The following is a 23,200-nucleotide window of genomic DNA, read 5'->3' as shown; positions in this document are numbered from 1 at the left end:
TGTCTTCACGGCCTTTGCGTAACAGACCCTGCTACAGACAGCCCCCGTTTTGATTGAAACTGTGCAGCAGTTTTTGATATGCTACGCAGATGACCAAAGCAGAAGAAGTTGCCAGCCAGCACCCGCCAGACATGGCGCCTGATTTCACGGTTCCCCAGAAATGGGAAAACTACACCGATGAGGAACACGGAACCTGGGACATTCTGTACGAGCGGCAAGTCAAGCTGCTGCCGGGTTATGCTGAACAATCCTTTATTGACGGACTGAAGCTTCTTGACCTTGGTCGGGGAGGCATCCCGAAATTTGACCAGATCAGTGACGAGCTGGAGAAACTCACAGGCTGGCGCATCGTTGCGGTGCCTTGTCTCGTGCCGGATGATATATTTTTTGATCATCTTGCCAACCGACGCTTCCCCGCCGGAAATTTCATCCGTCAGCGGGATCAACTGGATTACATTCAGGAGCCGGATGTTTTTCATGACATTTTCGGACATGTGCCCCTACTCGCGAATCCTGTTTTTGCAGACTATATGGAAGCCTATGGCAAGGGGGGATTGCGCTCCCTGAATTACGACTGCCTGAAAAACCTCGCTGCACTCTACTGGTACACGGTAGAATTTGGATTGATCAAAACGCCCGATGGACTGCGCATCTATGGAGCAGGCATCGTCTCGTCCGCCTCTGAGACCCGGTTCTCGCTGAAGGATGCCTCTCCCAACCGGCTGGACTATGACCTGGAACGGGTCATGCGGACGGACTATCGCATTGACGATTTTCAGCAGACATATTTTGTGATCGATTCTTATGAGAGTCTGTTCCAGTCAACAGTCGATACCGATTTCGGTCCCCTTTATGAGCGACTGCCTGAATTACCGCGCTATGCGGTGGATCAGATTGTCAGCAGCGAGGAAATCATCCACCAGGGCACGCAAGCCTACGCCAATGCAGGCGGACGCTTTGCCGCCGAGTAGGCCGGGACAGTCTTCGCGCCTTACCAACTCTTCATCTGATTGCGGTTATTTGGCCCCGATGCTGCCACGTTGTTGCCTGTATTCCACGGCGAAATAATGATGCAGACGAGAAGGGATAAGCCATGCGCCATTTCACCACTACAGCCATTGCCACACTTACGGTCTTAAGCCTGGTTGCGTGCGAAAACAGTTACCGCACAACCGAGCAAGGGCCGTCACTTCCCTCGCCAACAGTAATGGCGGAAGCAGCTTATGCCAGCCCCCTGAAAATGCAGCGTGATCGTTTGATGATGCCACCAGCATTTGAGCAAGATACAGAGCAATATGAAGAAACCGACCCTAACCCGGTAAGGCTCACAGCGCTGGAACCCGTATCAACATTTTCATCAGACGTAGACACAACATCCTATGCCGTTATGCGCCGCTATATTCGTCAGAACAATATTCTGCCCCCATCTGATGCTGTGCGGGTGGAAGAGTTTGTGAATTATTTTGATTATGACTACGCAGAGCCCGCCAGCGCTGACCAGCCATTTACCCCGACAGTCTGGGTTACCTCGGCCCCCTGGCGAGATGGTGCAAAGCTGATGCATATCGGCGTCAAAGGTTACGACCTGGCGCCAGATGAAGAGCAGGCCGCCAATATTGTTCTACTGCTTGATGTATCTAGCTCTATGGGGGCCGCCAACAAGCTGCCTCTGGTCAAAAAATCAGTAAACCTCATGCTGGACCAGATGAATGAGAACGACACAATCTCCATTGTTGTCTATGCAGGTGCAGCCGGTGTTGTGCTTGAGCCAACACCAGCTTCGAGAAAAACCAAAATCAGGCGCGCACTTGAGAACCTCTCTGCCGGTGGCTCTACTGCCGGAGGTGAAGGCCTTGCCCTTGCCTATGACCTTGCAGAAGAGAATTTCAGTGAAGACAAAATCAACAGAATTGTTCTGGCAACTGATGGTGATTTTAATGTCGGTACAGTCGATGCGGATAGCCTGGAAGATTACGTTGCCCGCAAACGCGACAAGGGCATTTACCTGACAGTTCTTGGTTTTGGTGAAGGCAACTATAACGACGTTATTGCGCAACGGCTTGCCCAGAACGGCAATGGGAGCGCAGCTTATATCGACACACTGGAAGAAGCGCGCAAAGTGCTAGTCCGCGAATTTCGCTCAACAGTTTTCCCTATCGCGCGAGACCTTAAATTCCAGGTCGAGTTCAACCCCGCAACTGTCGCAGAATACCGGCTGATTGGTTATGAGACACGCCTGCTGAATACGGAGGACTTCAACAACGATGCTGTTGATGCGGGCGACATTGGCGCGGGTCATACTGTAACGGCTCTTTACGAAATTGTGACAGTAGAATCTGACGCACGGCTGATTGACCCTCTGCGCTATCAAACACAAAATGATACGCAAGGCAGCGTGGATGAATTTGCTTTCGTCAAGTTGCGGTATAAACTTCCCGAGTCTGAGAAAAGTGACCTTCTAACTGTACCTGTGCTGGTGAAGGACCAGTATGACACCCTGCAGTCAGCGCCACGTGATGCGCGTTACGCTGCTGCCGTAGCGGCCTATGGTCAGAAATTACAACGCGCAGGGCACACAGATTACTTTGACTGGGACGAAATCATTTCTCTTGCGCAAGACAGTCGTGGCAATGATCCGTATGGTCAACGTGCTGAATTTGTTCAGCTTGTTCGCGCTGCCAAAACCGCAAGTGGCGACGCGAAACAAAAGTAACGACGAAATCGCTGAGCGGCAGTTACAATAGGGCAATAAGCTTTTCAGTAAAATTCTGCGTACTGTCCTGCCCGCCTATATCGCCCGTACCATAGCCAGCCTTGATGGCCTGCTGCACGCCCACTTCAATGATGTCAGCAGCCTCTGGCACCTCAAGGGAGTGACGTAGCAACATCGCCACTGACAGGATAGCACCGACTGGATTTGCTTTGCCCGTGCCGGCAATATCCGGTGCAGAGCCATGAATTGGTTCGTAAAGCCCCCGTGTGCCGTCTCCCAGTGACGCTGACGGCGCCATTCCTATGGACCCTGACAAGACAGATGCTTCATCACTCAGGATGTCGCCGAAAAGATTTTCCGTCAACAGCACATCATACTCGGCAGGGCACTGAATAAGCTTCATCGCCATTGCATCAACAAGCATGTGCTCCAGCTCAACATCTGCAAACTCACTTTGATGGAGATCAATTACGGAAGATCGCCACAGGCGACTTGTTGCAAGCACATTGGCTTTATCGACAGATACGACCTTGCCACGCCGTTCTCTGGCTGCACGAAATGCAATTCTCGCTACACGTTGCACTTCTGCACGCGTATATGTGCATATGTCAGAAGCGCTCATATCGCCCTCGGTCCGGTCCCCGAAATAAAGGCCACCAGTTAACTCCCGAACGATCAGTATATCAATATTCCTGGCCAGATCCGGCTTTAGGGGCGAGAGGTTTTCCATACCACTGAGAACCTGAACCGGCCTGAGATTGGCATATACATCAAGTGTCTTTCGCAATGCGAGCAGACCGGATTCTGGTCGCTTTTCCGCTCCATCCCATTTGGGGCCTCCAACCGCTCCGAGAAAAATAGCATCTGCCGAAAGACAGGCCTGCTGCGTTTCTACCGGAAACGGATCACCATAAGAATCAATAGCGGCACCGCCGAAAGCACAGGTTTGCATGGAAAGATCGAGATTGAACTTTGCAACTGTCGCCTCAAGAATACTGCGGGCAGAATCTGACACCTCCGGTCCGACACCATCACCCGGTAAGAACACAACATTAAGTGTCATGCCTGCGCCCTCTCAAAAGCTTCAATTTCGCTCATCTGCCCAAGCAAATGCCCAAGCGGATCAACCCCGTTCAGAAGACACTGCCGGGCAAAGGGTTCAATAGAAAAATCTGCCCGTTGATTATCATCATAAATAACAACACATTTTTCCAGGTCAATGGTCACATCGGCACCGGGAGTAGCGAGCAACCATGCGTGTGCGGTTGCATCAACCTCGACGGGCAACAAGCCGTTCTTAAGGGCGTTACTTTTGAAAATGTCGGCAATGTCCGAACTGATGACTGCCCGGAAGCCAAAATCGCTTAGTGCCCATGGCGCATGCTCACGAGACGACCCACAGCCGAAATTAGCCCCTGCCACCAATATCTGATGCGCGCCCTGTTGCGCCAGATCAAGGGTACTATCATTACGCAGATTGCCCTGTACATCAAACCGCCAATCGTAAAAAACAGATTCGCCAAGACCATCCCGGGAAGTTGTTGTCAGGAATCTGGCTGGAATAATCTGATCTGTGTCAATATTGTCCTGAGACAGAACGATTGTGCGGGAAGTCACTTTCGTAAATGGCTTAAAAGACATTAGCTTATCCCTCCAACTCAAGATAGTGACGCGGATCCGCGATATATCCTGCGACAGCGCTGGCTGCGGCGGTTGCAGGGCTGGCCAGCACAGTGCGAACACCTTTGCCCTGGCGGCCAATGAAATTCCGGTTGGACGTGGAAACCACAAGTTCGCCAGGCTGGCCCTGATCCCCGTTCATGCCTATACACATGGAGCATCCCGGCAGACGCCATTGAGCCCCAGCAGCCAGAAACACTTCATGAAGTTTCTCAGCCTCGGCTTCCTTTCTGATTGCTTCGGACCCTGGCACAACAAGTGCGGTCACGCCCTCCCGAACCTTCCGCCCTCGCATGATATTTGCAGCCTCACGCAGATCGGAAAGTCGGGAATTCGTGCAACTGCCTATGAAAACCCTGTCCACGGAAGTGTCCGCCAACCTGCTCTCTTCAGCGAATTGCATGTAAGCTGCCGCATGACGTTCTGCTTCAGTGCCCGGTTTGGGCACTGTACCATCAACACGCATGGCGGCATCTGGTGAAACACCATAAGTAACCATGGGGCTCAGACTGGAAACGTCAATCTTAATCTGCTTGTGGAAAGTAGCGTTTTCATCCGTGCACAATGTCCGCCAGTCAGCAATAGCTGCTTCCCAGGCCTCACCGGCTGACGGCGCATAATCCCGTCCCTGCACCCATGAAAATGTCTTTTCGTCCGGGGCGACTATGCCAGAGCGCGCGCCCGCTTCAATCGACATGTTGCATAGTGTCATGCGCCCTTCCATAGACAGATTGCGCACGGCTTCACCGGCAAATTCTATTGCATATCCCTGCCCACCGTCTGCGCCAATTTTTGCGATGAAGGCGAGCGCCATATCTTTCGCACTCACGCCTGCGGCAAGTTGTCCGTCAAAATTTATCCGCATGGTCTTGGGCTTTCGCTGTAACACGCATTGCGTTGCCAGCACGTGCCCTACCTCGGTTGTGCCGATCCCGAATGCCAGCGCACCAAAAGCCCCGTGGGTCGACGTATGGCTGTCACCACAGACAATGGTCTTGCCAGGCTGGGTCAGCCCCAGTTCTGGTCCAATGACATGGACAATACCACGACGCGGGTCATCCAGGTCAAACAGCTGAACACTATGTGCAGCACAATTTTTTATCAGTGTATCAACCTGTTGTTCTGCCTCTGCAGTTACATAGGGTAACTTACCGCTATCATCCGCTGGCAAGGTTGGTGTCGAATGATCCAGTGTGCCCATAGTCAGGTCGGGACGGCGCACTTTCAGGCCGCGCTCCTGCAAAACAGTAAAAGCCTGCGGGGATGTGACCTCATGAATCAGATGCAAATCAATATAGAGCACTGCTGGTGCTTCATCAGTCTCGGGCACAACAACATGACGTTCCCAGAGTTTATCGAACAGTGTTTTTGACATGATTCTCCCTTACGCAACTGCCCGGCGTTGGGCATGAACCCCTGCCGCCAGATTGATCGCTGCCACGAAAGCGGCCACAGCAGCATCAGCAACATCAACTTCATGGGCGGTGCCCGTATATCGCTCCTCGCCCACAGCCACGATAGCCTCAGCCCGGACGATGCCCTCATCTGCGATATGATGAAGATCAAGCACAGCGATGCGGCCAGCCACACCCGTTATGGCGCATACAGCTGAAAAAGCTGCATCAATGGGCCCCTCACCCTCAGAAATTACGGTCTGGCGTTCATCCTGCTCATCATGCTTGAGTGTGATGCGTGCAAAGGGCCGCGTGTCGTCATCCACATCCGCGCGCAATTCCACCCGGCGCACACGCCAAGGGCCCTGCCTGCCATCATGATCCGTATTACCACTGACCAGTGCAACCAGATCAGCGTCGGTTACTTCCCGCGCTGTATCTGCCAGTTTCTTGAAGTCCGGGAACAGCTCTTCTATGCGCTGCCCTGTAACCTCGAAACCGAGTGACTTTATCCGTGCCGCCAGAGCGTGCTTGCCAGAATGTTTGCCCAGCACGATAGAATTCGATGGCATACCGACTGCTTCAGCATCCATGATTTCATAAGTGCGTCTGTCCGCCAGCACACCATGCTGATGAATACCAGCTTCATGGGCAAAGGCATTCCTGCCAACTATCGCCTTGTTGCGCGGTATCGGGTTGTGTGTAACGCGGCTGAGCGCGACGCTGGCCGGATAGATTTTCGTTGTCTCAATTTGCGTTTCCACGCCGAAAAAATCTTTCCGCGTCGCCAGCGCCATCACGGCTTCTTCCATTGAACAATTCCCGGCTCGCTCTCCAATTCCGTTGATGGCGCATTCAATTTGCCTGGCACCACCACGCACAGCGGCGAGAGAGTTGGCGACCGCCATACCCAGGTCATCGTGGCAATGTGCAGAGAACGTCACATTGTCGGCTCCCTTGACTTCAGAAATCAGGAACCGAAACAGATCTGTAATCTCTTCTGGTGTTGTATAGCCAACCGTATCAGGAATGTTGATGGTGGACGCGCCTGCTTCGATCGCTGCCGTGACCGCGTCAACGAGATAGTCACGTTCTGTACGGATGGCATCTTCTGGAGAAAACTCTACATCCTCAACAGCGCTGCGTGCATGTGCAACGAGTGTTGAAATCTTGCCGAGAATTTCAGCGCGGCTCATTTTCAGCTTCGCGTCACGATGCGTTGGACTTGTACCGATGAATGTGTGAACACGCTTTCGCCTTGCTGGCCCGATTGCCTCTGCAGCGGCATCAATATCTTTCTCATTCAACCGCGCCAGTGAACAGATGATTGGCCCTTCAATTTCTTCAGCCACAGCCCGCACTGCCCGTGCATCCCCAGGTGACGCGGCCGCAAAGCCGGCCTCAATAATATCAACATTCAACGCCTGCAATGCCCGCGCGATGACAAGTTTGCCGTCGGTAGACATTGAAAAGCCAGGTGCCTGTTCGCCATCTCTCAATGTCGTGTCAAAAATCTTTACGTGACTATCTATTGTCATTTCCCAGTCCCTCTAAAGTGTCTCAATTACGCTCAGCGTGAGGATTAGCCTCACGCGGGACTAAGTCGTCTGAGGCAAAGCATGATACTGGGTTGAACAAAATTCTTCTTCATGCTGTCTTCAATCTCTCTCAGTACCGCGCCGAATAGACAGCACACCTGTCCGGGAAACTTCCGCCAAGCCGAGGGGGCGCATCAAATCTATAAATGCATTGATCTTCTCGCGGGTGCCCGTCACTTCAAATACGAAAGACCCGCGTGTCACATCCAGCGCGCGTGCTCGGAAAATCTCTGCTGTTCGCATTGCTTCCACACGGGCTTCGCCTTCACTTGTAATTTTGACAAGCGCAAGCTCACGCTCCAGCGAGTCCTTTTCCTCGGAAATGTCAACGACACGCCGCACTGGCACGAGCCGCCCAAGCTGAGCCTTGATCTGATCAATCTTGGACGGTGTGCCGCCTGTGACAACTGTGATGCGTGACGTATGCTTTTCTTCGTCTGTCTCCGCGACGGTGAGGCTTTCAATATTGTAGCCACGCGCAGACACCAGACCAACCACGCGCGACAGCACACCCGGCTCGTTATCAACAATGATCGCCAGAATGGCTTCGTGAGGCTCCTCCTGTTTCTTGGTAACAGGATAAACTGATTGCGACGCATACAAAGTAGACATCAGACCAGCACCTTTCCAGCATCGCTGATTTCATCACCTGTAACCGTGCCGCCCATGAGCATGTCGTTATGGGCCGCTCCGGAGGGTATCATCGGGAAGACGTTTTCTTCTTTGGTCACGCAGCAGTCGAAAATAACTGGTTTATCGATATTGATCATTGCCATGATCTTTTCATCAAGCTCCTGCTTGGTCTTGGCACGAAAACCAACACCACCATAAGCCTCTGCCAGTTTCACAAAATCAGGCAGGCTTGCCGAGTAAGAGTGCGAATACCGCCCCCCGTGTAACAGCTCCTGCCATTGCCGAACCATGCCGAGATACTCATTATTCAGAATGAATATCTTTACCGGCAGATTATGCTGCACGGCAGCGGATATCTCCTGCATGGTCATCTGAACAGAGGCGTCGCCAGCTATATCAATCACCAATGCATCCGGATGTGCCGCCTGAACACCAAGCGTCGCTGGCAGGCCATATCCCATGGTGCCCAATCCGCCGGAGGTCATCCAGCGATTGGGCTCTGTGAAGTGAAAATGCTGCGCGGCCCACATCTGATGCTGACCAACTTCCGTCGTAATATAGACGTCACGGTCCCGGGTCAGCTCGTACAGCCGTTCAATCGCGTATTGCGGTTGTATGTCATCACCTGACTTGTCGTAGGCGAATGAATTCCGAGCCCGCCAGGTTTTGATGTCTTCCCACCAGTTGGCCAAGCGCCCGTGATCGACAGGCGATGCCTGTTCCCGGCGCTGCCATTCAGCCAGAAGAGCTTTGATGATCTGGCCCGCATCCCCAATGATTGGCAGGTCAACTGGCACATTTTTGTTGATGGATGACGGGTCGATATCAATATGAATCTTGCGTGACCCGGGTGAGAAGGCGTCAAGCCGACCAGTTACGCGGTCATCAAAGCGCGCGCCCACCGCGATCATGAGATCGCATTCATGCATGGCATTATTTGCTTCAAAACTCCCATGCATACCCAACATGCCGAGCCAATGTGGATCACCAGCCGGATAAGCACCAAGCCCCATCAGCGTTGACGTGACAGGAGCGCCTGTTGCCTGCACAAGGGTGCGCAAATCCACAGATGCCTCCGGCCCCGCATTGACCACACCGCCGCCTGTATAAAAGACTGGCCTTTGGGCATGGCGCAACATTTCAACCGCCTGCTGAATATCACTGCTAGCGGGTTCTGGCACAACAATGCAGTTACGTGTTCTGGCATCGTTGCGGCTGACATAGTCAGCTTTTTCAAACTGGACATCTTTGGGAATGTCCATCAGCACCGGCCCGGGACGGCCGTTGCGTGCCACATGAAAAGCTTCATGCGCGAGACGTGGCAGGCTTTCAGCGCTGGTAATGAGGTAATTGTGCTTCGTACATGCGCGGGTAATACCAATCGTGTCGCATTCCTGAAAGGCATCCGTACCAATCAGTGGGCGGGCCACCTGACCAGTAATGCAGACCAGCGGAATTGAGTCCAGCAAGGCGTCCGCAAGGCCCGTTACGGCGTTTGTAGCCCCCGGCCCGGAGGTGACGAGCACAACACCAACCTTGCCGGTTGACCGTGCATAACCCTCAGCGGCGTGAACCGCCCCTTGCTCATGGCGCATCAGAATGTGCTGGATCGTGTCGCGGGAATAGAGCGCATCATAAATTGGCAGAACTGCCCCGCCAGGATAGCCAAAAATAACTTCAACCCCCTGCTCTTCCAGCGCATCCAGTAAAAGCTCAGCACCCGGCTTGGTGATCAAAGTTGCATCATCTGTTTGGGCTTTGGTTTCGATACTCATAACGCCTGGTCTTTCTCAAACTGCGCGATGGAAATGGTGACAGCTCCTTTTGAAGCTGAGGAAACAAGGGCAGCGTATTTGTCAAACGCCCCACCCATGCTGTTGACGGGCCTTGGTACATGGGCCTTGCGGCGTGCCTGCCAGTCTATGTCTGCATCAATGCGACGATTTTCTGCGTCTATACGGATCGTGTCCCCGTCTTCAATGAGCGCGATTGGACCGCCTGCGGCGGCCTCTGGTGATACATGCCCAATCACGAATCCATGGGAAGCGCCTGAGAAGCGGCCATCAGTAATGAGAGCAACCTTGCCAGCCAGTCCCTGCCCGGCAACAGCAGCCGTTACTGCCAGCATTTCACGCATACCCGGCCCCCCTTTTGGCCCTTCATGGCGAATAATGACCACATCGCCTTCGACAACTTCCCTGTTGGAAACCGCCTTGAATGCAGCCTCCTCTCCTTCGAACACGCGCGCCCGGCCTGTGAATGACCCGTCACTGTAACCTGCGGTTTTCAGCACGGAACCCTCCGGCGCCAGATCGCCATACAGGATGCGCAAGCCGCCTGTCTGCTTGACTGGTGCGTTAACCGGATGAACAACTTTCTGGCCTTCAGCTTCCTCAGCAGTTGCAAATTCTTCAAACATGGTGCGGCCACTGACGGTTGGCGTATCTTCTATCTTGCTGCCTTCCATCAGGCTTTTGCCGAACAAACGAACACCACCAGCTGCATGAAGGTCCCGTGCCAGAAACTGACCACCTGGCTTCAGGTCGGTGATCACTGGCGTGGTACGCGACAGTGAATCGAACTCATCGATTGAAAAGCTTATGCCTGCTTCTGCCGCAATCGCAGGCAGGTGAAGCACTGCATTGGTTGACCCACCGCTGGCCACGACAGCTGTAGCTGCATTGCGCAGGGAAGTCCTTGTGATGAATTGACGCGCTGTTGTGCCCTCATGGGCAAGCTTCGCGACCAGTTCTCCACAGCGCCTTGCTTCTGCCGGTTTTGCATCATGGGTGGCTGGGGGATCGCCTGCTCCCATGGGGGCAAGACCCAGAAATGCCATGGCCATGGCCATGGTATTGGCCGTAAACTGACCACCGCAGGCGCCAGCGCCGGGACAGGCTGTGCGTTCTATCTGATCCAGCTCCTCGTCAGACATATCCCCCTTGGCGTGGCTGCCAACAGCCTCGAACACATCCTGTATCGACAGATCGCGGCCATTACAGTGACCGGGCATGATAGTGCCGCCGTAAAATATCACCCCTGGAATATCCATCCGGGCGAGCGCCATAGCTGCTGCCGGGATCGTCTTGTCGCAACCCACCAGAATGATCGCAGCATCAAGGGAATGTCCGCGCACGGCTAATTCGATAGAATCAGTAATCACTTCACGGGAAATGAGAGAAGCACGCATCCCCTCACCGCCCATGGTGATACCGTCGGAGACAACGATGGTGTTGAAATCAACAGGCGTTGCCCCACCAGCCCGAATACCATCGCGAATGGGCGCTGCCAGGTCGGCCAGATGCATGTTGCATGGGGTGACCGTTGACCAGGTATTGACCACTGCGATCATCGGCTGGGCAAAGTCCTGGTCAGTAAATCCGGCACCGCGCAGCATGGCGCGCGCTGGCGCTTTGGCGGGGCCTTTGGTGATGGCGTCTGATCTTTTGGGTTTCTGTTCCATATTCATTTCCTGCTTGAGTGAGCCTCACAAACAAAAAACCCGCTTCCTTTCGGTCGCGGGGGCTTCAGGTTCGTGCTGCATACTGCTTAATTAGCACACTCCCTGGCCGCCCCCGACACAGGGCTGATCACGAGAACCACAAGTAGGAGTAGCGCAGCAAACAGGGTGAAACCTGTGCTTGCTGTTGTGCCTGCCACTTCTGTCTGGAGCAATGATGCGATCATCTGTCTCATGTCCTCTAAAGAGTTCTATTAACCCTTGTTCCTTTCTATAGGTGAATGAAGGCTTAACGAAAAGCAAAAAATGCTAAATTTCTGCACTGAATGCGCATGATTGAGCAATATCACTGGCATTGAGCATGATCTGTCACTCTTATGCCGCCAGCAGTGGTCAGGGCCTGATATGCCCGCTCCCGCGCACCACTGTCTTGTAGGTCGTCAATTCTTCAAGACCAACGGGCCCGCGCGCATGTAACCGTCCTGTGGCGATGCCGATTTCCGCACCCATCCCGAACTCGCCACCATCCGCAAACTGGGTGGAAGCGTTGTGCAGGACGATTGCACTGTCCACGCCAGTGAGAAACTGGTGGGCTGTCTCTTCATTCTCCGTCACGATCGCCTCGGTGTGACCAGATGAATAGTGCCTGATATGCGAGATGGCCCCGACGACACCGTCAACTGCCGCGACAGAAAGTATGGGGGACAGATATTCCGTATGCCAGTCCATCTCGATCGCAGGCGTGAGGGTATTATCTGCTTCCAGTACCAGATGGTCGCCGCGCAGTTCGCAGCCAGCCTCTTTCAGGGCAGCAATAACTGGTGGCAGCAGATCGTGCAGCCGCGCCCGATCAATCAACAGGGTTTCAGCCGCCCCGCAGACGCCGGTACGGCGCATCTTTGAATTGAGCGTGATGCTGACGGCCTTCTCAAGGTCAGCATCTTTATCGAGATAAACATGGCAGATGCCATCAAGATGGCTGAGCACCGGCACACGCGCCTCGGTCTGGATGCGCGAGACCAGCGATTTACCGCCCCGGGGGATGACAAGATCAATGCGGTTCTCAAGGCCACCCAGCAACAGGCCGACCGCGTCGCGGTCTGGTGTCTCGACGATCTGGGCAGCATAAGCAGGCAAGCCTGCCGCGATCAGTCCCTCGCGAAAGGCTGCGTGCAGTATCTTTGCTGTCTCGATACATTCCGAGCCACCGCGCAGGATGACGGCGTTACCGGATTTGACCGCCAGAGCCGCAGCATCAACCGTCACATTGGGGCGGCTCTCATAGATGACGGCAATGACGCCAATGGGCGTGCGCAGCCGCTCAAACTTGAGCCCACTCGGCACGGACCATTCCCGAATGACCTGACCGACGGGGTCTGGCAGGGCAGATATTTTTTTGAGGCTCTCACAGATATCGTCAATGCGCGCCGGGGATAGCTGCATCCTGTCCACGAAAGACGCCTGCTGACCACGCTCACTGGCGGCAGCGACTTCGTGACTGTTGACCTGCAACAGCTCATCGGCCCTGGCCTGGATCGCAGTGGCCGCGGCCAGAAGCGCGGCAGATTTTTTTTCGCTGGTGGCTGTGGCCAGTGCCTGCGCTGCAGATTGCGCATGTGTGGCAAGGGCATCCATATACACAGGCAGATCATTTGGCTGTGCGTCATCAAGAATCATTTTTTTCCTGCTCCATCAGCACCAGATCATTTTTTTCAACGATCGCCGGGCGACGGCGATAACCGATTTTTTTTTCAATCATATCCGACTTGAGGCCAGCAATTTTTTTTATCTCTCCAGCGGACCAGGCGGCAAGCCCCTGCGCAACGGGGCGCCCTGCCGGATCGCACAGACTGACAGCATCCCCCCTGGCGAAGTCGCCACTGGCTGAAATGACCCCTGCGGGAAGAAGACTGTTACCATGGCGCACGGCCTCAACCGCACCGGCATCAAGGTTGATGATACCGGATGGCTGCAAGCGACCGGCGATCCATTGCCGTCTTGCATTTTCGGGGGATCGTGATGGCTCAATCAATGTGGCAGGCGCCCCTTCCTGCAGGGCGCGCAGCGGATGGTCCCGCCGGCCCTGGGCGATGAGGGTGGCACACCCGTTGCGTCCGGCAATTTTTGCCGCCGCAATTTTTGAGGCCATGCCCCCGGACCCCATGCCGGCCTGCACATTGGGGCCGGTCGCGAGCGCCTCTATTTGCGGTGTTATTTTTTTCACCAGCGGCATGAGCTGTGCTGACGGGTCAACACGCGGATCACTGGTATATAACCCGTCAACATCTGACAGGATGACAAGCAAATCCGCTTCGCAGAGCTGAGCGGCATGGGCGGCAAGACGGTCATTGTCACCATAGCGGATTTCACTGGTGGCGATGGTGTCGTTTTCATTGACCAGCGGCAGGGCTTGTACATCCAGCAGGGTGCGGAATGTGTTGCGGGCGTTCAGATAGCGCCGCCTGTTCTCCGTATCATCCAGTGTCAGCAATATCTGTGCGACCTGAATCCCGAACGGATCAAACGCGCCCTGCCAGACCTGTGACAACAGGACCTGTCCGGCAGCAGACGCTGCCTGCTTTTCATCAAGGCGCAATACGCCGGTGAGACCCAGGCGCGGCTTGCCAAGCGCGATCGCGCCGGAGGTAACGACAATGACTTCAATATTTTTTTTGCGCAGCTGATCAATATCAGCGGCAAGACCTGCCAGCCAGTCCCGGCGTGGCTGGCCGTGCGCATCACACAGGAGCGCGGAGCCGACCTTTATTACCAGCCGGTTTGCCGAGGATATTCCTGTTGCCGCGCTCATGCACTGAAAAGGCGCTTGAGATTGCGGGCAGCCTGACGAATGCGTTGCTGATTCTCGACAAGCCCGATGCGCACATGCCCGTCGCCGCGCTCCCCGAAGCCAAGACCGGGGGCGACAGCAACGTCAGCCTCCTCCATCAACAGCTTGGCAAAAGCGACAGAGCCAAGAGCCGCATATTTTTCCGGGATTGGCGCCCAGGCGAACATGGAGGCAGCCGGCACAGGTATTTCCCATCCGGCTTTGTTGAAATGGTCGATCAATGTATCGCGGCGCGCACGATAGGTCGCGCGAATCTCGTCGATCGCTGAAACCGGCCCATCCAGCGCCGCCACGGCAGCCACCTGAATTGGGGTGAACGCGCCATAATCGAGATACGACTTCACCCGCGCCAGTGCACTGATCAAGCGTTCATTGCCAACAGCCATGCCCACACGCCAGCCGGCCATGGAAAAGGTTTTGGAGAGGGAATTGACTTCCACCGCCACATCCTTCGCACCCTCCACCTGAAAGATCGAGGGCGGCGGCGTCTCGTAATAAATTTCGCTATAGGCCAGATCAGAAAAAATAATTATGTCATGCTTCCTGGCGAGCGCAACGGCATCCCGGTAGAAATCAAGCTCGACCGTTTGGGCTGTCGGGTTTGAAGGATAGTTCAGCACCATGACTTTTGCGCGTGTGCTTTTTGCCGCCTCGTGCAGGCCCGCCAGATACTGCTCTGGCGACAGGGCCGGTATCGCCCCGACAACACCGCCAGCGATGATGAAGCCATAGGCGTGGATCGGATAGGCCGGGTCCGGGGAGAGCACAATATCCTGCGGGGCCGTGATGGCCTGGGCAAGATTGGCAAAGCCTTCCTTGGAGCCGAGGGTCGCGACAACCTCCGTATCCGGGTTCAGGGGCACATCGAAGCGGCGCTGATAATATCGCGCGATTGCCTTGCGCAGGCCCCCTATGCCTTTGGAGGCGGAATAGCGGTGCGCACGCGGATTACGTGCCGTTTCAACCAGCTTTTCAATCACATGATCGGGCGGCGGCATGTCCGGGTTGCCCATGCCGAGGTCGATAATGTCCCTGCCCTGACCGCGCAGAGAGGATTTGAGATTGTTGACTTCCTCAAACACATAAGGCGGGAGGCGCTGGATCCGGTAAAAGTCTTCTGTCTGTGTCATTGCTCTGGTGTCCCCGCAGATTATGCGGATTTTGCGACCGTCTGTTGTTTTTGACGTGCCAGAAGTTCCAGTGGTTCGACAACAAAGAATTTCGTCCGGGCATTTGTCCAGTCATCGAGCAACCCCCGGGCGCGTGGTGATTTCGTCTCTCGCCAGTGGCGCTCTACCAGGTCATGACATTCCCGGTCGTCATCGCCTGCCGCAAACCGGCGCACGGCGACACTGTCCGGATTGACCATCCCTTCGAATGTGCCGTCATCATCCAACACATAGGCCTTGCCGCCTGTCATGCCCGCCGCGAAATTCGCACCGACGGTGCCAAGGATGACGGCGATGCCGCCTGTCATATATTCGCAGCCATTGGCAGAGCAGCCTTCAATCACGCTGATGACACCAGAATTGCGCACCGCAAAGCGCCCGCCCGCACGGCCCGCAGCGAAAAGCGCGCCGGATGTTGCGCCATAAAGGCTGGTGTTACCGATGATCGCATCATTGCTGACACCCGTCTGATCCTCCGGGCGCACCACAATCGTCGCGCCTGAAAGACCCTTGCCGACATAGTCATTGGCATCCCCATCAACCACAATACGCAGGCCACGTGCCGCAAAAGCCCCGAGGGACTGACCGGCAGAGCCGTTCAGGCGTAGAGTCAGGTGATCTTCCGAGAGGTCCGAGGGATTGAAATTTCTCACAATATGCGAGGAAATCCGTGTGCCGATGGCCCGGTCCGTGTTGCGCACCGGATAAGAGAGTTGCAGTTTCTCGCGACGCTCAAAAAACGGCACAAGTTCCGGGGCAATACGCTGGTCGAGCGTGTCGGAGACTTCGATCCGCCCCTGCCGACTGGATCGCTTCGGCCCGTCTCCTGCATCAGCGCGGATCAGGATCGGGTTGAGATCGAGGTCATCCAGATGCGGCTCCCCGCGCGATACCTGATTCAGAAGGTCTGAGCGACCGATAATCTCTTCCAGAGAATTGACACCCAGTGCACTGAGTATCTGGCGCACTTCTTCTGCGATGAATGTCATCAGATTGACCACATGCTCCGGCGTTCCGGGGAAACGATCCCGCAAATCCTGATCCTGTGTGCAGACACCCACCGGGCACGTATTTGAATGGCACTGCCGCACCATCAGGCAGCCCATGGCAACCAGCGAAATGGTGCCGATGCCAAATTCTTCTGCGCCCAGCATTGCGGCGATTACGACATCACGGCCCGTCCGGATGCCGCCATCAGTACGCAGCGTTACCTGTTCACGCAGGTTATTGAGGGTCAGAACCTGATGTGCTTCTGCCAGGCCAAGCTCCCACGGGGCACCGGCAAACTTGATGGATGTTTGCGGACTTGCCCCGGTGCCACCGACATTACCCGAAATGAGGATAGTATCCGCCTTCGCCTTGGCAACACCTGCCGCAATCGCCCCAATGCCGGATGCCGAAACGAGTTTGACGCACACCCGCGCTTCCGGGTTGATCTGCTTCAGATCATAGATCAACTGGGCAAGGTCTTCGATCGAATAGATGTCGTGATGCGGTGGCGGCGAGATTAACGTGACGCCCGGTGTTGCATGGCGCATCCTGGCGATAAATTCAGTTACCTTGAAGCCCGGCAGCTGGCCGCCCTCGCCAGGCTTTGCCCCTTGGGCAACCTTGATTTCAATTTCCCGGCACTGATTAAGATATTCTGCGGTTACCCCGAAACGCCCAGAGGCGATCTGTTTGATGGCAGAGTTTTCGTTATCACCATTGGGATGCGGCGTATAACGCGCGGCATCCTCCCCGCCCTCACCGGAAACAGATCGCGCACCGATGCGGTTCATGGCGATATTCAGGGTCCCATGGGCTTCGGGAGAAAGTGCGCCCAGCGACATGCCCGGCGTTATGAAGCGACGCCGGATCGCGCTGGATGTTTCCACCTGCTCCAGATTTGTCTCTGGCCCTGTAGCTCGCCAGCGCAAAAGATCGCGCAGTTGCGCCGGCGGCTGACTTTCAAGCGCCTGTGTGTAGCGCTGATAAGCCTGACGGTCATCCTCGCGCACAGCCTTTTGCAAATCAGCAATAAGGGTTGCTTCGAGAACATGATGCTCCCCCCGACGACGGTGACGATAGAACCCGCCAACCGGCAATGGCGGCGCATCACTGCACCAGGCAGATGCGTGCAACTCGGCAGTCTTCTCTTCAAGACCCGCCAGACCAATGCCGGAGATGCGGCTGGTCATGCCGGGGAAAAATTCGGCGACCAGCATCCGCGAGAGACCCAGCGCTTCGAAATTGCAGCCCCCGCGATAGGCAGAGATGACCGAGATCCCCATTTTGGAAATGATTTTAAGAAGGCCAGCTTCCAGCGCACATTTGTAATTATACGCACAGTCACCGATGTCCGTGTCACGATAATCACCGCGCTGGTGGGCCCGCCGGATACTGTCCAGGGCCAGATACGGGTTCACTGCCGTCGCGCCCGTGCCGATCAATACGGCGGCATAATGAGCATCAAGACATTCTGCCGAGCGCACAATAATCGAGCAGAATGAACGCTTGCCTGCATTGGTGAGGTGGGTGTGGACGCCGGCGGCGGCCAGAATCATCGGCACCGCTATTTTCCCCGCGCTTTGATGCGCATCTGTCAGGACGATATGGCCAGCACCCTTGTTGACTGCATATTCCGCCTCCTGACGGATGCGGTCCAGCGCCCGGCGCAGGGATGTGCCATCCTTCTTGATACCGGCAGCATCATACGTGCAGTCGATCTCGACTATTTTTTCGTCCAGCAATCCTTTCAGGCGACTGAACATGCCATTGGTCAGGATCGGACTTTCCAGGGCGAACACATCTGTCTGGGTTTCGCTGGTGGCCAGAATGTTGCCCAGGTTCTTGAACCGCGTCTTGAGACTCATGACGCCGCTTTCGCGCAAGGGGTCTATGGGCGGGTTGGTAACCTGACTGAAATTCTGCCGGAAGAAGTGCGATAGCGGACGATAATTGCGGGAGAGCACGGCAATCGGGGTATCGTCGCCCATGGAACCGATAGCTTCCTTGCCTGTCTCCGCCATGGGGCGCAGGATCAGATCGAGCGTCTCAAGATCAAGACCAGCGGCCGCCTGCCGTCGCATCAACTCTTCCGGCTCGAACATCTTCTCTTCCGCGCCAGGGCCGATGCGCCCTTCAAGCTCAACGATGTTCTGAACCCACTTAGTATAGGGCTGTTTGGACGCGAGCCGATCGAGCAATTTGTCAGAATCGTAAAACTCTGCCTTCTCCAGATCAACAGCAATAGTGCGCCCCGGCTCTATCGAGCCACGCCGGATAACCTTGCGGTTGCCAAGCGGACACATACCTGTTTCAGAACCGACAGCCAGAATGCCGTCATCGGTGATCGCATAACGCAACGGGCGCAGACCATTACGGTCCAGCCCCGCAATCGCCCATCGACCGTCATAGGCGGCGATTGCGGCCGGGCCATCCCATGGTTCCATTACGGAATTACAGTACTCGTACAAAGCACGCCATTCTGTCGGCATGGTTGACACACGTTTTGACCATGCTTCAGGGATCAACAGCGTTTTGGCAACTGTTGCCGGTCGCCCGGCCCGCACCAGCAATTCAAAGACCTGGTCGAGCGCAGCTGAATCCGATGAGCCAGGTTGAATGACAGGCTTGGTGTATTCACCATCCTCGCCGAACACTTCTGATGTCATCTGGATTTCGTGGCTTTTCATCCAGTTGGTATTGCCCTTGATGGTATTGATCTCACCATTATGGGCCAGCATCCGGAAGGGCTGGGCCAGACGCCATTCCGGGAACGTATTGGTTGAATAGCGTTGATGGAAGATCGCCACGCGGGAGACAAAGCGCTCGTCCTGAAGGTCCGTGTAGAACCGGTCAATATCCTCCGCGAGGAACATGCCCTTATAGATGACATCCTGCGACGAGAGAGAGCAGACATAGAATTCGTTCATGGCCAATTCGCGCGCACGCTGCTCAATGCGTCGGCGCACAACATAAAGGATGCGGTCAAGCTCCTCCTGTGGCCGGTTGCGCGGATCGTGAAACAGGATCTGTTCTATTTCCGGGCGCGTGGCATTCGCCTTTTCCCCAAGGCACCCCGCCTGCACCGGCACCTGCCGCCAGCCATAGATATAAAAGCCCCGGCGCAGAATCTCCGACTCGACAATAGCGCGTGCTGAATCCTGTGCGCTGAAATTTGTGCGTGGCAGGAAGACCATGCCAACGCAAATATCAGCACTCCCCGCACGGTGACCTGTTGTTTCAACAAAATCACGAAACAGTTCCTGCGGGACATTGAGGCGAATGCCGGCACCATCGCCTGTCTTGCCATCCGCATCTATCGCACCACGATGCCATACGGCCTTCAGTGCGGAGATCGCCATATCAACAATTTCACGCCGCGGCGTGGCATCCAGCGCCACGACCAGACCAACGCCACAGGCATCATGTTCTGATGCCGGGTCGTAGGCCCCCGCCTCAATCAGGCGCTGGCGTCGTTGCTGATATGTCGCGATGACATCGGTCATACTCATTGCGTACTTTCCTGTTATTCCGCGGCGAAACTGGCGGTCGCTCTGGCGTCCATTTCAGCCGTAATGGCAGCAGCGGCATCACGGCCATCCTTGATTGCCCAGACCACGAGCGAGGCACCACGGACGATATCACCCGCCGCGTAGACACCGGGCAGATTTGTCTCGAGCGATGACGGACGCACACGGAGCGTGCCCCAGCTGGTTGTTTTCAGCTCTGGCTGATCAAACATCAACGGCAGGTCCTCCGGCTCAAAGCCCAGAGCCTTGATCACCATGTCCGCCTGATAGTCCGTCTGAGCATCCGGAATCTCTATCGGTGCCCGGCGCCCAGACTCATCCGGCTCGCCCAGCTCAATGCGGGCAGCGCGGACGCCAGCGGCGTTGTTACTGTCCCCCAAAATGGCCTTTGGCGCAGCAAGCCATTCGAAAACCACGCCTTCTTCTTCGGCGTTAGCCACTTCACGCGCCGATCCAGGCATATTCTTCCGGTCACGCCGATAAAGACACGTGACTGATGCAGCCCCCTGTCGAACAGCCGTGCGCACGCAGTCCATCGCTGTATCCCCGCCGCCAATGACCACAACCTTGCGGCCAGCCGCATTCAAGCTGCCGTCATCAAAAGCCGGGACTTTATCATCCAGCCCCGTGCAGTTCGACGCTGTCAGATAATCAAGCGCTGCAATCACGCCGTTATTGCCAATGCCGGGACAGACAAGCTCGCGGGATTTGTAAACGCCCGTCGCGATCAGAACAGCATCATGCTTTTCACGCAGCGCCGCAAAGGTTTCATCCTTGCCAATTTCAAAGTTGAGCCGAAAAACCACTCCACTTTCTTCCAGATATCTGGTGCGCCGCTCGACAATCTGCTTTTCCAGCTTGAAATTGGGAATACCGTAAATCAGCAGACCGCCTACACGGTCATAACGGTCATAAACCGTGACCTGCAGACCGGCGCGGCGCAATTCTTCAGCGGCAGCGAGCCCGGCGGGACCGGCCCCAATAATGCCGATCGTTTCAGGGCGCTCCCTGATTGGCTTGACCGGCTTGATCCAGCCCTCCTGCCAGGCCGTTTCCGTGATGTATTGTTCGACAGAGCCGATCGTGACGGTCCCGTGACCAGACTGCTCAATGACACAGGCACCTTCGCACAACCTGTCCTGCGGGCAAATGCGGCCACACACTTCCGGCATATTGTTCGTTGCGGACGAAACCGCATAGGCGTCCTGCAACCGGCCTTCCGCAACCAGCTTCAGCCAATCGGGAATGTCATTACCCAGCGGGCAGTGGTTTTGACAAAACGGCACCCCGCACTGACTGCATCGTGCCGCCTGCTCCGCCGCACGGGTGGCGGCGAATTGCGCGTAGATTTCATCAAAGTCCTCTCGCCGCGCTGCAGCTTCCCGCTTTTCAGGGGTCTGCCGCGCGCGCGAGACGAATTTCAGCATTGGCTCTTTAATCTGTGACATGCGTGTATATTAAAGCCTGCCCACAGGGGGCCCATAAGTTTTTCTGGTTTGCGTGAACGGTGCACTGTCTCAGCGCGGAAGCGAACATTATTATGCTCCATACCGCAATGCAACATTATTTTTCAACATCACAGCAGCCCTCATGTGGCAGATTATGCTATTCCCACTCGATTGTGCCGGGGGGTTTGGAGGTTATGTCATAGACGACGCGGTTGACGCCGCGCACTTCGTTGATGATGCGGGTGGCCGTGCGGCCGAAGAAGTCGTGGTCGAACGGGTAGTAATCAGCCGTCATACCGTCTGTTGAGGTCACCGCGCGCAAAGCCAGCACATGGTCATATGTGCGCTCGTCGCCCATGACTCCAACCGTGCGAACGGGCAGCAGCACCGAGAAAGCCTGCCAGATGGCATCATACAGACCGGCCTTGCGGATTTCATCAAGATAGATCGTATCTGCCTTGCGCAGAAGATCTGCTTTTTCCTTGGTGACAGCGCCGGGAATGCGAATGGCCAGCCCCGGCCCCGGGAAAGGATGACGGCCAACGAAATGATCCGGCAGGCCAAGCTCTCGCCCAAGCGCGCGCACTTCATCCTTGAACAGCTCCCGCAAGGGTTCAACAAGGGCCATATTCATCCGCTCCGGCAGACCTCCGACATTATGGTGGGACTTGATGGTGACCGACGGCCCGCCATCGAAGGAGACACTTTCAATCACATCCGGATAGAGGGTGCCCTGCGCCAGGAATTTGGCGTCACCAACTTTGGCAGCCTCCTTTTCAAATACCTCAATAAACAGCCTGCCGATAATCTTGCGCTTCTGCTCCGGGTCATCAACACCTGCAAGCTCCCCCAGAAACAGATCCTCCGCCTGTACATGAATAAGCGGAATGTTATAAGCATCACGGAACAGCTGAACGACCTCATCAGCCTCCCCTGCCCGCATCAGCCCGGTATCAACGAAAACACATGTCAGTTGCTCACCAATGGCTTCGTGGATCAACACGGCGGTCACTGATGAATCAACGCCGCCGGACAGACCACAAATGACTTTCCCGTCGCCAACCTGCGCCCGGATTTTACCAATCATCTCCTCCCGGAAGGCAGCCATGGTCCAGTCCCCCCCAAGACCGCAGATATTTCGGGTGAAATTGCTGAGCAATTTTGCCCCATCCGTCGTGTGCACAACTTCCGGATGGAACTGAACGGCATAGTACTGACGTGCCTCATCGGCGATGGCAGCGAAGGGTGCTGACGGCGTCACCGCAATCGCCTCAAAACCGTCAGGCAGATTGATGACCCTGTCCCCATGGCTCATCCAGACCTGATAATGCTGTCCCTTCTGCCAGACCCCTTCAAATAACGGGCTGTCGCTGATGACTTCAATTTGTGCCCGGCCAAATTCCCGGTGGTCAGCATTTTCAACTGCGCCGCCCAACTGCGCCACCATGGTCTGTTCACCATAACAGATGCCAAGAACAGGGATGCCGAGATTGAAAACGGCATCATCTGCGCGCGGGCTTGTTTCAAGGGAGACACTGGCAGGCCCGCCCGAGAGAATGATTGCCTTGGGCGCGTATTCTTCAAGAAAAGCAGACCCCACCTTGTTGAAAGGATGGATTTCACAATAGATGCCGTCTTCACGCAGACGGCGGGCGATGAGCTGGGTCACCTGGCTGCCGAAATCCACAATCAGGGCGCGTTCGTGGTGCTTGGTGATCTCAGGGTCTAACATGGTCAGGG

At 55.5% G+C, this 23,200-nt stretch carries 15 protein-coding genes; 2 read left to right on the top strand and 13 right to left on the bottom strand.

Annotation, left to right across the window (positions count from 1 at the left end; genetic code table 11):
* Positions 1–89: 89 nt before the first annotated feature.
* Positions 90–971 carry a phenylalanine 4-monooxygenase gene (gene phhA / locus RAL90_RS05265; protein ID WP_306253474.1) on the top strand — a complete coding sequence of 294 codons (882 nt, stop codon included), beginning with the start codon at positions 90–92 and terminating at the stop codon, positions 969–971.
* 122 nt (positions 972–1,093) lie between these two features.
* Positions 1,094–2,713 (top strand): VWA domain-containing protein, encoded by a 1,620-nt coding sequence (locus tag RAL90_RS05260; RefSeq protein WP_306253473.1) that lies wholly within the window; start codon positions 1,094–1,096, stop codon positions 2,711–2,713.
* 22 nt (positions 2,714–2,735) lie between these two features.
* Here RAL90_RS05260 and leuB read toward each other — a convergent pair whose 3' ends face one another.
* From leuB to guaA, 13 genes are all read right to left on the bottom strand, one after another.
* The gene (gene leuB / locus RAL90_RS05255) at positions 2,736–3,776 is read right to left on the bottom strand and encodes a 3-isopropylmalate dehydrogenase (protein ID WP_306253472.1); all 1,041 of its coding nucleotides are present in this window, start codon (positions 3,774–3,776) and stop codon (positions 2,736–2,738) included.
* On the bottom strand, positions 3,773–4,354 hold the full coding sequence (gene leuD / locus RAL90_RS05250; protein ID WP_306253471.1) for a 3-isopropylmalate dehydratase small subunit: 582 nt from the start codon (positions 4,352–4,354) through the stop codon (positions 3,773–3,775). The genes leuB and leuD overlap by 4 nt, the downstream gene beginning before the upstream one ends.
* A 4-nt stretch (positions 4,355–4,358) precedes the next feature.
* Entirely contained in the window at positions 4,359–5,768 is a 1,410-nt protein-coding gene (leuC, locus tag RAL90_RS05245) for a 3-isopropylmalate dehydratase large subunit (protein WP_306253470.1), read from the bottom strand.
* A 9-nt stretch (positions 5,769–5,777) separates the two neighbouring features.
* Positions 5,778–7,325, bottom strand: a complete 1,548-nt coding sequence (locus RAL90_RS05240; protein WP_306253469.1) for a 2-isopropylmalate synthase — start codon at positions 7,323–7,325, stop codon at positions 5,778–5,780.
* Between the two features lie 120 nt (positions 7,326–7,445).
* Positions 7,446–7,997, bottom strand: a complete 552-nt coding sequence (ilvN, locus tag RAL90_RS05235; protein ID WP_306253468.1) for an acetolactate synthase small subunit — start codon at positions 7,995–7,997, stop codon at positions 7,446–7,448.
* Entirely contained in the window at positions 7,997–9,793 is a 1,797-nt protein-coding gene (locus RAL90_RS05230; protein ID WP_306253467.1) for an acetolactate synthase 3 large subunit, read from the bottom strand. The genes ilvN and RAL90_RS05230 overlap by 1 nt, the downstream gene beginning before the upstream one ends.
* Positions 9,790–11,481: a dihydroxy-acid dehydratase gene (gene ilvD, locus RAL90_RS05225; RefSeq protein ID WP_306253466.1), complete on the bottom strand. Its 1,692-nt coding sequence runs from the start codon at positions 11,479–11,481 to the stop codon at positions 9,790–9,792. The genes RAL90_RS05230 and ilvD overlap by 4 nt, the downstream gene beginning before the upstream one ends.
* Before the next feature lie 390 nt (positions 11,482–11,871).
* On the bottom strand, positions 11,872–13,155 hold the full coding sequence (locus tag RAL90_RS05220) for a glutamate-5-semialdehyde dehydrogenase (RefSeq protein WP_306253465.1): 1,284 nt from the start codon (positions 13,153–13,155) through the stop codon (positions 11,872–11,874).
* Entirely contained in the window at positions 13,145–14,287 is a 1,143-nt protein-coding gene (gene proB / locus RAL90_RS05215) for a glutamate 5-kinase (protein ID WP_306253464.1), read from the bottom strand. The genes RAL90_RS05220 and proB overlap by 11 nt, the downstream gene beginning before the upstream one ends.
* Positions 14,284–15,456, bottom strand: a complete 1,173-nt coding sequence (locus tag RAL90_RS05210) for an LL-diaminopimelate aminotransferase (RefSeq protein ID WP_306253463.1) — start codon at positions 15,454–15,456, stop codon at positions 14,284–14,286. Before RAL90_RS05210 ends, proB begins: the two co-directional genes overlap by 4 nt.
* Positions 15,457–15,476: 20 nt before the next feature.
* Positions 15,477–19,988, bottom strand: a complete 4,512-nt coding sequence (gene gltB / locus RAL90_RS05205; RefSeq protein WP_372340433.1) for a glutamate synthase large subunit — start codon at positions 19,986–19,988, stop codon at positions 15,477–15,479.
* A gap of 20 nt (positions 19,989–20,008) precedes the next feature.
* A complete protein-coding gene (locus RAL90_RS05200) occupies positions 20,009–21,451 on the bottom strand; it encodes an NAD(P)-dependent oxidoreductase (RefSeq protein ID WP_372340432.1) in 1,443 nt (480 codons plus the stop codon).
* Between the two features lie 166 nt (positions 21,452–21,617).
* On the bottom strand, positions 21,618–23,192 hold the full coding sequence (gene guaA / locus RAL90_RS05195; RefSeq protein ID WP_306253460.1) for a glutamine-hydrolyzing GMP synthase: 1,575 nt from the start codon (positions 23,190–23,192) through the stop codon (positions 21,618–21,620).
* Positions 23,193–23,200: the final 8 nt, after the last annotated feature.

The organism is Parvularcula sp. IMCC14364 (genome assembly GCF_030758415.1).
Taxonomy (GTDB): Bacteria; Pseudomonadota; Alphaproteobacteria; order Caulobacterales; family Parvularculaceae; genus Aquisalinus.
The sequence above is the reverse complement of the archived record's forward strand: the minus strand, read 5'-3'. Positions and strand labels throughout refer to the sequence as shown.

Bases quoted from the DNA above. Each gene is read 5' to 3' on its own strand.
- phhA (WP_306253474.1), top strand. From the start codon at position 90: ATGACCAAAGCAGAAGAAGTTGCCAGCCAGCACCCGCCAGACATGGCG.
- RAL90_RS05260 (WP_306253473.1), top strand. From the start codon at position 1,094: ATGCGCCATTTCACCACTACAGCCATTGCCACACTTACGGTCTTAAGC.
- leuB (WP_306253472.1), bottom strand. From the start codon at position 3,776: ATGACACTTAATGTTGTGTTCTTACCGGGTGATGGTGTCGGACCGGAG.
- leuD (WP_306253471.1), bottom strand. From the start codon at position 4,354: ATGTCTTTTAAGCCATTTACGAAAGTGACTTCCCGCACAATCGTTCTG.
- leuC (WP_306253470.1), bottom strand. From the start codon at position 5,768: ATGTCAAAAACACTGTTCGATAAACTCTGGGAACGTCATGTTGTTGTG.
- RAL90_RS05240 (WP_306253469.1), bottom strand. From the start codon at position 7,325: ATGACAATAGATAGTCACGTAAAGATTTTTGACACGACATTGAGAGAT.
- ilvN (WP_306253468.1), bottom strand. From the start codon at position 7,997: ATGTCTACTTTGTATGCGTCGCAATCAGTTTATCCTGTTACCAAGAAA.
- RAL90_RS05230 (WP_306253467.1), bottom strand. From the start codon at position 9,793: ATGAGTATCGAAACCAAAGCCCAAACAGATGATGCAACTTTGATCACC.
- ilvD (WP_306253466.1), bottom strand. From the start codon at position 11,481: ATGGAACAGAAACCCAAAAGATCAGACGCCATCACCAAAGGCCCCGCC.
- RAL90_RS05220 (WP_306253465.1), bottom strand. From the start codon at position 13,155: ATGATTCTTGATGACGCACAGCCAAATGATCTGCCTGTGTATATGGAT.
- proB (WP_306253464.1), bottom strand. From the start codon at position 14,287: ATGAGCGCGGCAACAGGAATATCCTCGGCAAACCGGCTGGTAATAAAG.
- RAL90_RS05210 (WP_306253463.1), bottom strand. From the start codon at position 15,456: ATGACACAGACAGAAGACTTTTACCGGATCCAGCGCCTCCCGCCTTAT.
- gltB (WP_372340433.1), bottom strand. From the start codon at position 19,988: ATGACCGATGTCATCGCGACATATCAGCAACGACGCCAGCGCCTGATT.
- guaA (WP_306253460.1), bottom strand. From the start codon at position 23,192: ATGTTAGACCCTGAGATCACCAAGCACCACGAACGCGCCCTGATTGTG.